The organism is Sphingomonas paludis, assembly GCF_053502515.1.
The window spans coordinates 1,016,950-1,032,035 of sequence record NZ_CP187558.1; the positions used below are offsets into that span (position 1 = coordinate 1,016,950).

Consider the following 15,086-nt stretch of genomic DNA (forward strand, 5'->3'; position numbering starts at 1 on the left):
CGACCAGTATGATGATCATCGACGATTTTCTGGAAAATGCCGAAGCGCTGCGGGATGCGGCGCTGCGCCTGGACTATCCGGAAAATGCCGCTGCGTTTCCCGGCCGCAATTCGAGGCAGCGCATCAATATCGATGGGCTGGTCGAGGGGTGTTCGCAGTTTCTGGGCGAGCCGCTTCGCCCCATCGAGCCGCGCCAGTCGCATGCGAAATGCCGCATCACCCTGGCCGGCGATGTCGGGCGCGCCAGCGTTCATGTCGATTCCGCGCACTGGTCGGGCATTCTGTACTTGTCGCGGCCGGAAGATTGCCGGGGCGGCACCGAGTTCTTCCGGCACAAGCCGACCGGCATGGACCGCGCCCCGCTGAACGATGCGGAGGCGCACGCACATGGCTATCCCAGCGGACCGGAAATGACCCAGGCGATCCTGGAGAAGGACACGCTGGACCCCGATCAGTGGGAAATGACGATGCGGGTGCCGATGCGGTTCAACCGGCTGGCGCTGCTGCGCCCCTGGCTGTGGCATACGGCGGGCGAAGCCTTTGGCGACAGCCTGGAAAACGGGCGGCTGATCTACCTGATGTTCTTCGAAAGCGCGACGCGGCGCTGATCCAGCCGGGCCAGGATCGTCAGGCGTTGTGCGTCGTCGGCGTTCGGCCAGGCAGCGATTTCGTCACCGGTACGCAGGCAGCCCAGGCACCATCCGCTCTCCCGGTCGAGCCGACAGGTATTGATGCAGGGGCTGGCCACGGCATCTGGCCGGGCGGGGGCGGCGGCGCCGTGCATGACAGCGCGGATCAGCGACCCAGGGTGACGTCGAGAAACGCCGGGAACGGGCCGTTCCACCCATCGTCCGGGCCATCGGCGTGATCCGCGCGCTGGCCGCGGCGCTCCGACCGGTCGTTCCGTTCGTTCCGCTCGCGCCGTCGTGGGCGTTCGGCGGTTTCGGCCGCTTCTGCCTGCGGGGCGGCAGCACGCGGGGACGCCGCAGCTTCCGGCACATCCGCCTTGGCGGCGACCGGTTTCGCCGTATCCGGCGTCGCGGCGGTCTTCGCCCCCGCATCCGGCTTCGCGGCGCGGGTGCGGCCGGACCGGCTGCGCGGCGGCTTCGGCTGGTCAGTGGCCTCCGCCTCCGGCTTGGCGTCGGCGGCGCGATCGGCATCCGGCGTAGTCAGGGCGCCCGCATCCAGCCGGGCGATCTTGTGCCCCGTCAGCTTTTCGATGTTGGCGATGTTTTCCGCGTCTTCCGCGGTGACGAAGGTATAGGCGACGCCCGTCGCGCCCGCTCGTCCAGTGCGGCCGATGCGGTGGACATAATCATCGGGATGCCATGGCGCATCGAAATTGAACACATGGCTGACGCCTTTTACGTCCAGCCCGCGGGCGGCCACGTCGCTGGCGACCAGAATGTTGATCGCGCCCGATTTGAACCGGTCTAACTCAGCGATGCGCGACGACTGGTCCATGTCGCCGTGAATCTCGCCCGACTGGAACCCCTTTTGACGAAGCGCCTTGTTCAGGTCGCGCACCATGGTCTTGCGGTTGCAAAAGATGATGCTGGATGCCGGGGCCTCGGACTTGAGCAGGCGAAGCAGTGCGTCGCGCTTTTTCGGCCCGGATGTCGAGACGACATATTGCGTGATGTTCAGGTTGGTCGATGCCGGCCGCGACACCTCGATCGTCTTGGGGTTCGAGAGGAACCGGTCGGCCAGCTTCTTGATCGGCGGTGGCATGGTCGCCGAGAACAACAGCGTCTGGCGATTGGCGGGCAGTTTTGAACAGATCGTCTCGATATCGGGGATGAAACCCATGTCGAGCATCCGGTCCGCCTCGTCGATGACAAGCATGGAACAGCCGGTCAGCAGGATCTTGCCGCGTTCGAACAGGTCCATCAGGCGGCCCGGCGTCGCGATCAGCACGTCCACGCCGCGTTCCAGCGCCTTGACCTGATCCCCCATCTGCACGCCGCCAATCAGCAGGGCCATGGAGAGCTTGTGGTTCTTGCCGTATTTCTCGAAGTTTTCGGCAACCTGTGCTGCCAGTTCGCGCGTCGGTTCCAAAATCAGGCTGCGCGGCATCAGCGCGCGTGTGCGCCCCTGCGCCAGAATGTCGATCATCGGCAGCACGAAACTGGCAGTCTTGCCAGTACCCGTCTGGGCGATGGCGATCAGGTCGCGCATCATCAGAACGGACGGGATGGCCTGTGCCTGCACCGGAGTCGGCTCGGAATAGCCGGCCGCCCCAACCGCCTTCAAAAGTTCGTCTGACAGGCCGAGATCGGCAAAGTTCATGCAAATGTCCGGAAAAAGGAGCGCGCGAACCGCCGAGCACCCCTGGGGGCGCTCGCGGATTTAGGCCCGAATGTCAAGCGCGGGGCGCGGATCGGCGTTACCGCGCGGGCACCAGTGCGTGAAAGGACTGGATCTGGCACTGGCCACCCGACCGGGATCGCACCCAGTCGCGGTCGGCGCAGATCTGACCATCGCTGGCCGGTTTCAGATACACGCCCGAATAGAAATTGAGCGCCGGGCAATCGCTGCCCAGACGGGCACGCACGCGGCGCCCCCCGTTCATCACCAGGTCGACGCTGTCCGTCCGGGTGATGGTGGCGGCGGCAATGTCGGTCAGCGGGACGCATCGGCCGGCGCGCCGTTCCACCCAACTGATCGGCGGCGGGGCGGGTGCGCGCGAGGGGGCCGGAACCACATTGGCGGCAAAGCTGGTGGTATTGGGGACCCGGATGATGACGCGCTGAATGCTCATGCTGTTGGTGACGACGCGGCGCTGCCCTTGTTGCGGGGGCGGTTCGCCCGGCAACATCGCGCTGGAGGCGGCCAGCATCAACAGGGTCAGGGGGTTCAGGATTATCATCGCCATTGTCTATGAAACGCGGGTTTTGAACTGCGGATGAACTGGCCGCAAGAGTGAATGGCGTGTTAAAGGCGTGGTCATGCCGCTTGCTTCCGCTACCGCTGCCCAATCCGCCATGATCGCCGCCCTGGCCGAGCGCCTGCCCCCAGCGGCGATCGTCACCGATCTGCAGGCCATCGATCCCTGGCTGCACGACTGGCGGGGGCGATATGACGGGCGGTCGCCGGCGATCCTTTCGCCCGCGACCACGCAGGAGGTGGCACTGATCGTGCGGGCCGCAGCCGATCACGGCGTGGCGATCGTGCCGCAGGGGGGCAACACGTCGATGGTGGGCGGCGCGACGCCGCCCATCGACGGATCGGCGCTGATCCTGTCGCTGCGCCGGATGCATGCCATTCGCAGCATCGATCCGGCGGCCGGGCTGGCCGTGGCGGAGGCTGGAGTCATTCTGTCCGATCTGCACGATGCGGCACTGGCGGTGGGCCGTCGGTTCCCGCTGACGCTGGGTGCGCGAGGCAGCGCGACGATCGGCGGGCTGGTGTCGACCAATGCCGGCGGTACCCAGGTGCTGCGGTTCGGGACGATGCGTGCGCTGACTGCCGGGATCGAGGCGGTGCTGCCCGATGGTACCGTCCATGACGGGCTGGTGCCCCTGAAAAAGGACAATCGCGGCTATGACCTGTCGCAGCTGCTGATCGGGGCGGAAGGGACGCTGGGCATCGTCACTGCCGCGACGCTGCGACTGGTGCCCGCCATCGCGGCTCGGGCAGTGGCCTGGGTCGGGCTGGACAGTCCGGCGGCGGCGCTGCGCCTGTTGCGGCGATGCGAGGCGGCGGCAATCCCGGTCGAAGGGTTCGAGCTGATCCCGGGCGATTCGCTGGCGCTGGTGCTGGGGCATATCCCCGGTACCCGGTCCCCGGTTGCGGGTGCCCATCGCTGGCATGCGTTGATCGAGGCGACGGTCGCGGATCCCGCCCATTCGACCGACATGGCGGCCCGGCTGGAATCGACGCTGGCCGAGTCGCTGGCGGATGGCGCGATCGCCGATGCCGTGATCGCTGCCAGCGAGGCGCAGGCAGAGGCATTCTGGCGTATCCGCGATTCGCTGTCCGAGGCGGAGCGGTCGGCAGGCCCCGCAGTCCAGCACGATATTTCCGTATCGGTCGATGCCATGCCGGGGTTCATGATCGATGCCGCCCGGGCGGCCGAATCGCGCTTTCCCGGCACCCATGCCACCGCATTCGGCCATCTGGGCGACGGCAATGTGCATTTTCATGTCCGCGCACCCGCCGGTGCCGACCCGGAACGTTGGTATGCGCAGGACGCGCCGGTGATTTCGGGGTTCGTCCATGACCTGGTGACGGCGGCAGGCGGATCGATTTCCGCCGAACACGGCATCGGCCAGATGAAGCTGGCCGAACTCGAACGCCTGGCCCCGCCGGCGCGGCTTGCGGCGATGCGAGCAATCAAGGCGGCGTTCGATCCGGACGAGCGCTTCAACCCCGGCAAGCTGGTCAGGCTTGCGGGCCGCGCCCCGGTGCCATAGACGCGCGCAAAGCTTTTAAGTCAGGAGATCGGGATGGCCACCGCGCCGCAAAATCAGTCGTTGCCGCTGTTTTATCAGGAACTGACCCCGCTATCGAGCGAGGTTCACGCGACCTTCAAGCTGCGCCCGTCGCCGCTGGCGCCGTACTTGGCCAATACGCACGCCGTGCCGCTGACCGTCGAGGAGTTTCCCCTGGTCCAGCGCCGTCAGCCGATCGTGTTTTCGGCGGGCGACGAGCCGGTGCCGCTGGCGCTGTTCGGCCTGAACGAAGGGGTCAATCTGTTCTTCGACGGCGAAGGCAAGCTGACCGAGCCTGGACTGTATATCCCGGCCTATGTTCGCCGCTATCCGTTCCTGCTGGCCCGGCTGCGTCCCAATTCGGATGAACTGTCGCTGTGCTTCGACCCCAAGTCGGATGTGATCGGCGCGTTCGACGAAGGGCAGGCGCTGTTCGACAATGGCCAGCCCAGCGAACTGACCAAGGCCGTGCTGCAGTTCAACGAACAGTTCGAACAGGCGGGCATGAAGACCAATGCGTTCATGCAGGAACTGAAGTCGCTGGACCTGCTGATGGACGGTGAAATCTCCATTCAGCCGGACGGCGCGCCGCAACCGTTCGTCTATCGCGGCTTCAAGATGGTGGACGAGCGCAAGCTTGCCGACCTGCGCGGCGATCAGCTGCGCAAGATGTCTCAGAACGGCATGCTGCCACTGGTCTATGCGCATCTGTTCTCGCTCAGCCTGGCCCAGAGCCTGTTCGAGCGCCAGGCGATGCAGGGCAAGGTGCCCGGGGTCGAGTTCACGCCGGCGGCAGCGCAGGCTTGAGTGCACACCATCGGGGCCGATCGGGCGGATGCCGTCCGACCGGCCCCGATAAGCCGGCAACTGCCGGTATCCGGCTTGCGGGCAAGCTGTTGAACGGGCGCTGCAAACGGGTCGTTTTACACGGTGAATCGCATGACTGCCGCCCCTTGAACCGGCAGGACAGTTTGCCTATCTTGAAATTGCGCAGCGCTTCCGTGTTCCCCCTTTCGCGGACCTGCGTGGCACGCCTTGGCGTGTCTCCTCCCTGAACCTTGGCCACCTCGTGCATCTGCACGAGGTGGTTTTTTATTGGCGGTCACTCGGCGGCCAGCAGATCGGGTGCCAGCTCATCCATCGCCGCGTCGACGAGCGCGCGAACAAGCGCCGCGCAGCGCGCCACGCCTGGTCCGGGCTGGTCCAGCCGCTGGTTCAGGTACAGGGACCGGTCGAGTTCGATCTGGACCGCATGGACGCCCCGCCCGGGCGCGCCATGCCGTTCCAGCAGATGCCCGCCGGCATAAGGGGTGTTCACCGCAACGCGCAGGCCGGCGGTGCGAACGCAATGCTCCATCCGCGCCACCAGCCGGGGACTGGCCGATCGCCCGAACCGGTCCCCGATCACGACCTGTGCCGCGCTTCCGCGCGGGTTCAGCGGCGGCATGGAATGCACGTCGATCAATACGGCATATCCGAATCGCCGCTGCGCGCGACCGATCAGCATTGCCAGCGCGGCATGATAGGGGCGGTGGCTGGTAACGATGCGCCGGTCGATTTCCTCCCCCGTCCAGCGGCGCCGCCAGATCGTCCCGGCGGCGCCAGCACGGCGGGGCACCAGGCCCAGTCCGCTGCGCACCTTTGCCGATTGGGCGGGCAGCCGCTGGATTTGGGCGTCCTTTTCGACCATCGGATCGCGGTCCGCCTCACTGCGGTTCAGATCGATCCAGGCGCGGGCATGGCGGGCGATCAGCACGCTTTCGTCCCGCCGGGCGGCCAGCGCGACGGCATCGACATGGCGATCCTCAAGCGGAAGCAGTGCAGCCAGCGGCACGGCCAGCGCCGCGCGCAGTTCCGCCGGATAGTCGCGCCCAGCATGCGGCACGGACAGGATGACCGGACAGACCGGATCGGCGGCTCCGGTCAGGCAATAGGGCAGGGATGAATCTGGGGCACCCACGCACCGGTGCTAATCGGTTGCACGCCTCCGCGAAAGAGGGTTGGCGGTGGCGGTCCGTCTGGAAAATCTTAAGGGCTTGCCGCATACATCCGTCGGGTCGACTAATGCCGGAGTTACCATGCATCGAATCCTGCTCGCCGAGGATGATCGCGGGATGCGCGAATATCTGACGCGTGCGCTTGAACGTTCCGGCTATGCGGTATCGGCGGTCGATCGCGGCACCGATGCTATTCCGCTGCTCGAATCCGAAACGTTCGACCTGTTGCTGACCGATATCGTGATGCCGGAGATGGATGGGATCGAACTGGCTCAGCGAGCGGGGGTGATTGCCCCCGATCTGCGGGTGATGTTCATCACCGGCTTCGCTGCCGTCACGCTGAAGGCGGGCAAGTCGCTGCCCAATGCCCGCATCCTTTCGAAGCCGTTTCACCTGCGCGATCTCGTGCTGGAGGTGGATCGATTATTCGAACGCGACGGAAGCGGCGCGATCTGATCCAGTTTGCCGCTTGCCAGCCGCGTTCAGGCTGGCTAAGGGCAGCGTCCCGGCGGGCGTGTAGCTCAGTGGTAGAGCACTGTGTTGACATCGCAGGGGTCGCAAGTTCAATCCTTGCCACGCCCACCACCTTAATGGCTGGTCTATCCTGACGTTTTTGCCTCTTTTGGCTGAATGGCAGGTAGACCGGCTCCGGTGTCGCTCCGGTGTAGAGTGCCGGGGGCCAGGTCTTCCAATTCATCGATCATGCGAAACAGTGCCGATTCGACGCTGGCGTATTCTCTCGCCGCGTAGATCTTTTCTTGGCTGTTCGAGCGGCGGACCATGTAACCTTCGACATTTGGCCCAATTGTGAGGGCCAAGTCATTTATCTGACACAAGATGTCAGTTGCAAAAATATTTTGTTTCGAACGCGATTCGAGCGCTAGCGGATTGCGCTGCAGTTCTGCACGATCACGAGCGTGCAGTTACTGCGGGGTTGCTGGCGATGACTATTCCGATCAACCGTTGGGTCAGAACTACGAATAGCCAGGCCTTGAACGAAAAGCTGGCGGCGGTTGCCGAACGGCTGAATGCGACGAGCAGCAAGGATATATTCGGCCAAACCAGTACCGATCTGGTGACCAGGATATTTGACGATCCGGCGCTGGATGCCAGGATGGCCAACCTGATCCTCGATCTGAACAAGGCCGATTTCGACGCCTATTTCGCCAAAAATCCGGAAACTGAGTCCGAAGCGGCGTTTCCAAATCGGGCCCAGGACCCGCAGCATACCGTAACCGTCGGTGCGCTTGCCGGTCTGTTCGGCATCCCGGCCAGCTATTTTACGGAGAAAGCCCCAGGCCAGGGATATACGGGTGCCGAAGGCAAGGCCGTCTATCGGACCGATAACCGCTATCTCGCCCAGGAGTCCGCGTTTCACGACAATATCAGCCTGATCATGGAAGTGCTGCGGTTCAAATACGCGAATGGCACTGCGGAACAAAAGGCGCTGATCGCCGAATATGACCTGAACAAGCTGCATTACGGCACATCGGACATCGTGCTGTCGGCGCTCGTGCTCGGGTTCGAATCGTTCACGAAGAGCGTTGGGGACTTCCTGATCCCGCCCAGCGAAAACCTGTTCAGCTTTCTGGGGGGTGGCGTCACGGCAGAGAGCATCATCAAGGCCGTTACAAAAGACGACGTCGCGCTGTTTCAAACCGTAACGAAGATGGGAGAAGCGGCCGGGCACATCGGATCTACCCTGGCACTCTATTACGGGGACAAATCGGTTGCGGCCCAGCTGATCACCGGTTCGTTCGGTATGACGATCGGCGGCTTCATCGGCGACAGCATCACGCTGGAGGTCATCGACGGCCCTAGCCTGGCGGCGAGCGCAGCGTTTACCCGATTCGTCAGCAACCTGACGCAATCGTCGGTCGATCTGCTGAGCAATGCGTTGGGCAATGCGCTGGCCGAGACATTGGACATCGAGAATCCGATCGGCCAGTTCATCACCACCAAACTGATTTCGTCGGTGACCGATGTCTTTATCGACGAGTCGCTGGAGTTGCTCGGATTTTCAGAGGATTTCGCCCGCAACTATTTCGGCTTCAATCCCAATTACGAGCTGAGCTTTTCGAGAACCGTCCTGGGCGGCAACGTTTTGTCGGTATTCGAAGGCGGTCTGCAAAGCTTCATCACCGGGCAGCTGTTCAAATTCCTAGACCAGCAGTGGGGCGCCTTCAACCTTTCGAACCTGGGTGCCAGCATCGGCGGTATCATCGGTGGGTTTATCGCGCCCGGCATCGGCAATTTCATCGGGCAGGTCGCCGGTGGGATCATCTTCGATCTGCTGGACGGCGATCCAAGATCCTTTCACCGCGTCGTGCTGGACCCGGTATCGGGCGAATTCGTCACTGAGTTCGTTTTCGAGGATGATGACGGTCAACGCGACCTGTCGCAGCGACTGGCGGAATCTGCAATGTCGTCAGTGCAGCTGGCGACGCTGATCATCGACGGAGATGTGAAGTCGATCGCGCCCTTCGAATATGGCCATTTCAACGATCAGCTGGTCTATAGCGGCAATGGCAGCGGGCGGGTGCGCTTCGACGACGCCGAAGAAATGCTGGCGCGCGGCGTGTTTGCCCAGTTGCAATCACTCGAGGTTGAAGGCGGCAACCGCTATGCGCTGAGCCTGTTCGACAAGGCCGGATATCGGCCGAGCCTGGACGTGCTGTTCCGCGACCTGGGCGTTGCCGACGTCTATGACATCCATAAGACCGATCCCTTCCTGTTCGGGATGCAGATGGTCAACCTGGAAGACAAGGCGGCACGGGACTTTGTCCTGCGCGATTGGCAGTTGACGCTGGACGCGGCGAAGGCGCTCGGTTTCGACGAGCTGCCGTTCAACGACGGCGGTGAGTTCGTCGTTCAGCTCAGCGGCAATCGCTCGGTAAACGGGGGCGCAGGCGATGACTTCGTCTTCTTCTCAGGCGGCACTGGCACTGTAAGCGGTGGCGACGGCTCCGATATCCTGATGGCTGAAGGTTCGGCATTCAAGGAGAGCTTTCGATCTGTCACTGGGGGCGCAGGCCTAGATACGCTGATCCTGAATATGGCAGACCTGGCCAAAGCGTCGACCGACACCTCCACCGGCGGCGTCTGGTTCGATGGGTTGAACCTCTTCAACGGAACCGGGACCACTGCCGACTGGATTGCGCAGATCACCGGTATCGAGCAGATCGAACTGACCGGAACGCGCTACAGCGACTTCATGTATTTCAACGAACTGGCCCAGCGGTTCGATGGCGGGGCGGGGCTGGACCGGGTAACGATCGCGTTGCGGAACGCGACGAGCGACATTGAGTTCGATCTGACCGCCACGGGCAACCAGCTGGCCTATGGCAGTGCCGGGATCTTCAATGTCGAGCTGATCAACGACATCTCCACGGGATCTGGCAACGACCGGATCAAGCTGGGCTCGAGCATCATCGAGGACACGTTGGTCGATGCCGACATGTTCCACCAGATCGACGGCAGCGCGGGCAACGACGAGCTGATCCTCGACTTTGGCAGCTTCGTCAGAGCGTCGACCGACACCTCGACCATTGGCGTCCGGTTCGATGGGCTGAACCTGTTTTATGGCGGGGCGGCGAGTGCCAATGGGATCGCCCAGATCACGGGTATCGAACAGATCGAGCTGACTGGCACGCGCTATAGCGACTTCATGTATTTCAACGGACTGGCCCGGCGGTTCGATGGAGGGGCGGGGCTGGACCGGGTGACGATCGCGTTGCGGAACGCGACGAGCGACATCGAGTTCGACCTGACCGCCACGGGCAACCAGCTGGCCTATGGCAATGCCGGGATCTTCAATGTCGAGCTGATCGACGATGTCGCAACCGGCGCCGGCAACGACCGGATCAAGCTGGGCTCGAGCATCATCGAGGACACGGTGGCCGATGCCGGCATGTTCCACCAGATCGATGGCGGCACGGGCAACGACGAACTGATCCTCGACTTTGGCAGCTTCGTCAAAGCGTCGATCGACGCCTCCACCGGCGGCGTCTGGTTCGATGGGCTGAACCTGTATTACGGCAGCGATTCCCTGAACGATGCGATCGCCCAGATCACCGGGATCGAGCAGATCCAGCTGACTGGCACGCGCTATCGCGACTTCATGTATTTCAACGGACTGGCCCGGCGGTTCGATGGAGGGGCGGGGCTGGATCGGGTGACGATCGCGTTGCGGAACGCGACGAGCGACATCGAGTTCGACCTGACCGCCACGGGCAACCAGCTGGCATATGGCAATGCCGGGATCTTCAATGTCGAGCTGATCAACGACATCTCCACGGGATCTGGCAACGACCGGATCAAGCTGGGGGCAAGCATCATCGAGGACACGTTGTCCGATGCCGACATGTTCCACCAGATCGACGGTGGCGCGGGCAACGACGAATTGATCCTCGACTTTGGCAGCTTCGTCAGAGCGTCGACCGATACCTCCACCATTGGCGTCCGGTTCGATGGGCTGAACCTCTTCAACGGAACCGGGACCACTGCCGACTGGATTGGGCAAATCACCGGCATCGAGCGGTTCGACATCGCCGGAACACGATACAAGGACGAGCTGATCGGGAATGACGGCACCGACCGATTGATGGGCGGGGACGGCGACGATGTCCTGAACGGACGCGGCGGAGCGGATATGCTCTTTGGTGGCCAGGGGAACGATTTTTTCTACGTCGAAGCACAAGCCGACCTGATCTTCGAACTGGTCGGCGGGGGCATCGATACGGTCCTGACTACCGGCAGTTTCTATCTGTACGACAACATCGAAAACCTGACGCTTGCGGAGGGCGCGGGTGCCATTTTCGGTGTCGGCAATGCCGGCGACAATGTGATCACGGGCAACGCGTTCGGCAATACGATCCTGGGAGGTGCAGGCACGGATACGATCCGGGCGGGCGGCGGCACCGACATCGTCTATGGCGAGGCTGGCGACGATCAACTTTTCGGTGATGCCGGCAATGATGCGCTGATCGGCGGTGGCGGCAACGACAGCATCGACGGCGGTACGGGCGGCGATGCCGTTTACGGCGAGGCCGGCGACGATATCCTGATCGGGGGGGAGGGCTTCGTGTTCGACCTGTTGGTTGGCGGTGCCGGGAACGACGTGATGCGCGGCGACAGCGGGCAAGGCGACTTCGATTATCTCTATGGGGGGCAAGGCGACGATCTGCATTACGTCGATACGCCGGCAGATCTGGTGTTCGAATTTGCCGGTGAGGGCATCGATACCGTGCGAGCGAACATCCAGGGGGCGGGATATTACCTCTATGCCAATATCGAAAACCTGATTTTGGACGGGAGCACCCCGTTTGGCGTCGGCAACGACTTGGCCAACACGATCGTCGGCAATGCCATCGGCAATTACCTGATCGGCGGTGCCGGCGACGACCAGCTGAATGGCATGGGCGGTAACGACGTACTGTTCGGCGAAGCGGGTGCCGACATCTTTATCTTTGCCCCCGGCACCGGCGGCGACGTCATCGGCGATTTCCAAGATGGCGTCGATCGGATCGATCTGCGGGCATTCGGTTTTTCCAGTTATGCGGAGATCGAAGCAGCGTTGGGGCAGAATGGAACCGACAGTTTCCTGGCTTTGCCAAATGGCGACCTGATCGTGCTGAATGGCGTAGCAAGATCCCAGCTGGGTGCAGCCGACTTCCTGTTCTAAGTCGGCGTAGCGCGGGACGATCAACAAAGCAGTACATTGGGATTGGTCGAGACCAGCTCTGCCTGCCGGAAGGACGCTACCTCGACTGGCTCGGTTTCATGGGAGCAACTCAATCGGGCAAGACGGACGTAACGCCGTCGGCCTCGACTTTGCTGTGCTGCAGGCGGTAAGGCGATTGCCATGATCGTGACGCGTGCCGCCGATTTTTTCGAACTACTGCCCGGTGGCGGGCGGCTGATCGGGCTGGATGTGGGCACTCGGACGATTGGCACGGCGCTCTGCGATGCGCAGTGGAGCTTTGCCAGCCCGGCCGAACTGATCCGGCGCACGAAATTCATGGCGGACAAGGCGGCGTTGACGGCCCTGATCGGGCGTCAGTCGGTGCGCGGCATCGTCATCGGCCTGCCGCTCAACATGGATGGCAGCGATAGTCCGCGCACCCAGTCGGTGCGTGCCTTTGCCCGCAATCTGGACGACCTGGGCCTGCCGATCCTGTTGTGGGACGAACGCTGGTCAACCGTTGCTGCCGAACGGGCGATGATCGAACAGGATCTGAGCCGGGCGAAGCGGGCGGAGCGGATCGACAATCACGCCGCCGCCCTGATCCTGCAGGGCGCGATCGATGCGCTAGCGATGACCGGCGGGGCATAGCCGGATCGGCCCGCCCGTCCCCTTGTGGGGAAGGGCGGGCCAATGGGCGTTACTTGGCGGTGGAGAACGCCAGGATCGTACGGGTGCTGTACGGCTTGCCAGGACGCAGGATGCTGTCCGGAAAGGCGGGCTGATTGGCCGAATCGGGGAAGTGCTGGGTTTCCAGCGCCACCGCCGACCGGAACGGATAGGCGTTGCCGCCCTTGCCGGTCACGCTGCCGTCGAGAAAATTGCCCGAATAGAATTGCAGGCCCGGTTCGGTCGTGCTGATCGTCATGACGCGGCCCGAACCCGGATGGGCCAGCACGGCAACCTCGCGCATGCCCGACCCGTTCAACACCCAGTTATGGTCGTATCCCTTGCCGATCTCCAGCTGCGGATTGTCCGTGCCGATGTCCCGGCCAATCGGCTTTGCCTGGCGGAAGTCGAAGGGCGTTCCTTCGACCGGGGCCAGTTCGCCGGTGGGGATCAGGGTCGGATCGACCGGCAGATAGCGGTCTGCGTCGATCTTCAGCGTGTGATCCAGAACGGTCTTCGCATCCACGCCGGCCAGGTTGAAATAGGCATGCTGCGTCAGGTTGATCGGCGTCGCCTTGGTCGTTTCCGCGCCGTAATCGATGATCAGCCGGTTGTCGGCGGTCCAGACATAGGTGACGGTCGCCGTCACCTGGCCCGGATAGCCCTGATCCCCGTCGGGGCTGACCAGCGTGAAGCGGACGCCGGGACCATCGTCGGTTTCGACACGGCGTCCGGCCCAGAGCAGCTTGTCGAAGCCGACGGTGCCGCCGTGCAGATGATTGGGGCCATCATTGGTGGGCAGCTGATATTCCTTGCCCTCCAGCGTGAAGCGTCCCTTGGCGATCCGGTTGCCGACGCGGCCGACCACGGCACCGAAATAGGGGCTGTCGGTCAGATAGGGGGCGGCGGTGTCGAAGCCGAAATTGACGTCCGCAAGCTTGCCCTCGCGGTCCGGCACCTCCAGCGTGAGGATGGTCGCGCCCAGGTCCATCAGGGTGATGCCGGCGCCGCTTTCGTTGCGAAGTTCCCATTTGGTGACGAACCGCCCATCGGGCAGGTTTTCCATTGCCGTATCGGTGATCGTGATGCCGGCACCGGAAGCTGCGGTCACATTATCGGCAGTATTGCCCGTGTTCGACCCGTCCAGACATCCGGTCGCCAATACGCCCAACGCCACCGTCAACAACCATCCCCTCCGCATCAATCGACTCCTCTCGCTCATGGCCGGTCCAGTTTGGCTGAATCCGCTGTCCGGCCCAGCGAATCGCATGATGTCGGGTGGGGCACAACCCCTTTATGATTGCGCTAACACCCCTTAGAAATCAAAGGCATCGACCTCGCGCCTGCGCCCGATCAGAAAGGCGTCGGCAACCAGTTGCAATGGGGCCAGGTCGACTTCGCTCCGCCCGTTGCGGATCAGGTCGACAAAGATCCGGTACAGGCGACGATATTCCGCATCCTCGGCCCGCTCCTCCGGTCCGTCGGCGATGCGCAAAACCGATCCGCCCAGCGACAGGTGGACGGTGCCATCGGGCGTTTCCACCGTCATGTCCCAGTTTTGCGGGCCGGTCTGCAGGAAATCGAACTGCGCATCGATCGGAGCATCGCCGCTACGCAGCGCCAGTTCGGCAGCGATGGGCGCGGCGCGATTGGCCGGGAAGTCCAGCGTCGCCGATTCCAGATGGACCGGTTGGGGCAGGATCCGGGTCAGGATCGACAGTGCGTTGATCCCCGGATCGAACACGCCCAGCCCGCCGGGTTCCAGGATCCAGTCCTGACCGGGATGCCAGACGCGGATATCCTCTTTCCAGCGAATTGACACGCGGCTGACCTGTTTGTCGGCCAGCCAGGCCCGGGCGGGTTCCACGCCCGCCGCTTCGCGCGAATGCCAGGTGACGAAGAAGGTCAAGCCACGCCGGGCTGCCTCTTCGGCCAGCAATTCCACTTCGCGCACCGTGGCACCCGGCGGCTTTTCGATCATCAGGTGGCGACCGGCCGCCAGCACCGCCATGGCCTGGGCAAACCGCCCCTGGGGCGGCGTGCACAGCGAGATCGCCTCGACCTGCGGCTCGCCGGTCAGCAGCGCGTCGAGGCTGGTGTAGCGGACCATCGTGTCGCCAGGCTTGGGGTTGCGCGTGGCGGCTGCGTCCAGCGACAGGCCCGGCGTCGCGGCGATGGCGGGCAGGTGCTGATCCCGCGCGATCTTGCCGATCCCGACCAGCCCCAGCGACACGGGTTGCGCGCTATCGATCATCGGCATCCTCTCCAAAGCCCTGTCAGCGGTGTCGGCTATGCCGGGATGAT

Annotated in this window: 12 protein-coding genes and 1 tRNA gene; 7 read left to right on the forward strand and 6 right to left on the reverse strand. The window is 63.4% G+C overall.

What is annotated here, in order from left to right; all coding sequences use genetic code 11:
* The first annotated feature begins 8 nt into the window (after positions 1 to 8).
* The gene (locus tag ACPVPU_RS04925; protein WP_448659861.1) at positions 9 to 608 is read left to right on the forward strand and encodes a DUF6445 family protein; all 600 of its coding nucleotides are present in this window, start codon (positions 9 to 11) and stop codon (positions 606 to 608) included.
* On the opposite strand, the gene ACPVPU_RS04930 is transcribed toward ACPVPU_RS04925, so the two are convergent.
* From ACPVPU_RS04930 to ACPVPU_RS04940, 3 genes are all read right to left on the reverse strand, one after another.
* Positions 572 to 784: a DUF1289 domain-containing protein gene (locus tag ACPVPU_RS04930; protein WP_448659862.1), complete on the reverse strand. Its 213-nt coding sequence runs from the start codon at positions 782 to 784 to the stop codon at positions 572 to 574. The two genes, ACPVPU_RS04925 and ACPVPU_RS04930, sit on opposite strands and share 37 nt — an antisense overlap.
* A gap of 11 nt (positions 785 to 795) precedes the next feature.
* Positions 796 to 2,289 carry a DEAD/DEAH box helicase gene (locus tag ACPVPU_RS04935; RefSeq protein ID WP_448659863.1) on the reverse strand — a complete coding sequence of 498 codons (1,494 nt, stop codon included), beginning with the start codon at positions 2,287 to 2,289 and terminating at the stop codon, positions 796 to 798.
* Between the two features lie 97 nt (positions 2,290 to 2,386).
* Positions 2,387 to 2,875, reverse strand: a complete 489-nt coding sequence (locus ACPVPU_RS04940) for a hypothetical protein (RefSeq protein ID WP_448659864.1) — start codon at positions 2,873 to 2,875, stop codon at positions 2,387 to 2,389.
* Positions 2,876 to 2,948: 73 nt separating this feature from the next.
* Here ACPVPU_RS04940 and ACPVPU_RS04945 point away from each other — a divergent pair, with 73 nt between their 5' ends.
* A complete protein-coding gene (locus tag ACPVPU_RS04945) occupies positions 2,949 to 4,415 on the forward strand; it encodes an FAD-binding oxidoreductase (RefSeq protein WP_448659865.1) in 1,467 nt (488 codons plus the stop codon).
* Positions 4,416 to 4,448: 33 nt separating this feature from the next.
* Positions 4,449 to 5,240: a SapC family protein gene (locus tag ACPVPU_RS04950; RefSeq protein ID WP_448659866.1), complete on the forward strand. Its 792-nt coding sequence runs from the start codon at positions 4,449 to 4,451 to the stop codon at positions 5,238 to 5,240.
* 295 nt (positions 5,241 to 5,535) lie between these two features.
* Here ACPVPU_RS04950 and ACPVPU_RS04955 read toward each other — a convergent pair whose 3' ends face one another.
* On the reverse strand, positions 5,536 to 6,393 hold the full coding sequence (locus ACPVPU_RS04955) for an N-formylglutamate amidohydrolase (protein WP_448659867.1): 858 nt from the start codon (positions 6,391 to 6,393) through the stop codon (positions 5,536 to 5,538).
* A gap of 118 nt (positions 6,394 to 6,511) precedes the next feature.
* Here ACPVPU_RS04955 and cpdR point away from each other — a divergent pair, with 118 nt between their 5' ends.
* From cpdR to ruvX, 4 genes are all read left to right on the forward strand, one after another.
* The gene (gene cpdR, locus ACPVPU_RS04960; protein ID WP_448659868.1) at positions 6,512 to 6,886 is read left to right on the forward strand and encodes a cell cycle two-component system response regulator CpdR; all 375 of its coding nucleotides are present in this window, start codon (positions 6,512 to 6,514) and stop codon (positions 6,884 to 6,886) included.
* Positions 6,887 to 6,940: 54 nt separating this feature from the next.
* A tRNA-Val gene (locus ACPVPU_RS04965) sits at positions 6,941 to 7,015 on the forward strand.
* A gap of 406 nt (positions 7,016 to 7,421) precedes the next feature.
* Positions 7,422 to 12,113, forward strand: coding sequence for a calcium-binding protein (locus tag ACPVPU_RS04970; protein ID WP_448659869.1), 4,692 nt, complete (start codon positions 7,422 to 7,424; stop codon positions 12,111 to 12,113).
* 180 nt (positions 12,114 to 12,293) lie between these two features.
* The gene (gene ruvX, locus ACPVPU_RS04975; RefSeq protein WP_448659870.1) at positions 12,294 to 12,764 is read left to right on the forward strand and encodes a Holliday junction resolvase RuvX; all 471 of its coding nucleotides are present in this window, start codon (positions 12,294 to 12,296) and stop codon (positions 12,762 to 12,764) included.
* A gap of 49 nt (positions 12,765 to 12,813) precedes the next feature.
* Here ruvX and ACPVPU_RS04980 read toward each other — a convergent pair whose 3' ends face one another.
* Together ACPVPU_RS04980 and ACPVPU_RS04985 are read right to left on the reverse strand one after the other, a co-directional pair.
* Positions 12,814 to 13,983, reverse strand: coding sequence for an aldose epimerase family protein (locus ACPVPU_RS04980; RefSeq protein WP_448659871.1), 1,170 nt, complete (start codon positions 13,981 to 13,983; stop codon positions 12,814 to 12,816).
* A gap of 114 nt (positions 13,984 to 14,097) precedes the next feature.
* On the reverse strand, positions 14,098 to 15,042 hold the full coding sequence (locus ACPVPU_RS04985) for a Gfo/Idh/MocA family protein (RefSeq protein WP_448659872.1): 945 nt from the start codon (positions 15,040 to 15,042) through the stop codon (positions 14,098 to 14,100).
* Positions 15,043 to 15,086 lie beyond the last annotated feature (44 nt).

Bases quoted from the DNA above. Each gene is read 5' to 3' on its own strand.
- ACPVPU_RS04935 (WP_448659863.1), bottom strand. From the start codon at position 2,289: ATGAACTTTGCCGATCTCGGCCTGTCAGACGAACTTTTGAAGGCGGTT.
- ruvX (WP_448659870.1), top strand. From the start codon at position 12,294: ATGATCGTGACGCGTGCCGCCGATTTTTTCGAACTACTGCCCGGTGGC.
- ACPVPU_RS04980 (WP_448659871.1), bottom strand. From the start codon at position 13,983: ATGCGGAGGGGATGGTTGTTGACGGTGGCGTTGGGCGTATTGGCGACC.
- ACPVPU_RS04940 (WP_448659864.1), bottom strand. From the start codon at position 2,875: ATGGCGATGATAATCCTGAACCCCCTGACCCTGTTGATGCTGGCCGCC.
- ACPVPU_RS04925 (WP_448659861.1), top strand. From the start codon at position 9: ATGATGATCATCGACGATTTTCTGGAAAATGCCGAAGCGCTGCGGGAT.
- ACPVPU_RS04950 (WP_448659866.1), top strand. From the start codon at position 4,449: ATGGCCACCGCGCCGCAAAATCAGTCGTTGCCGCTGTTTTATCAGGAA.
- cpdR (WP_448659868.1), top strand. From the start codon at position 6,512: ATGCATCGAATCCTGCTCGCCGAGGATGATCGCGGGATGCGCGAATAT.
- ACPVPU_RS04930 (WP_448659862.1), bottom strand. From the start codon at position 784: ATGCACGGCGCCGCCGCCCCCGCCCGGCCAGATGCCGTGGCCAGCCCC.
- ACPVPU_RS04945 (WP_448659865.1), top strand. From the start codon at position 2,949: ATGCCGCTTGCTTCCGCTACCGCTGCCCAATCCGCCATGATCGCCGCC.
- ACPVPU_RS04985 (WP_448659872.1), bottom strand. From the start codon at position 15,042: ATGCCGATGATCGATAGCGCGCAACCCGTGTCGCTGGGGCTGGTCGGG.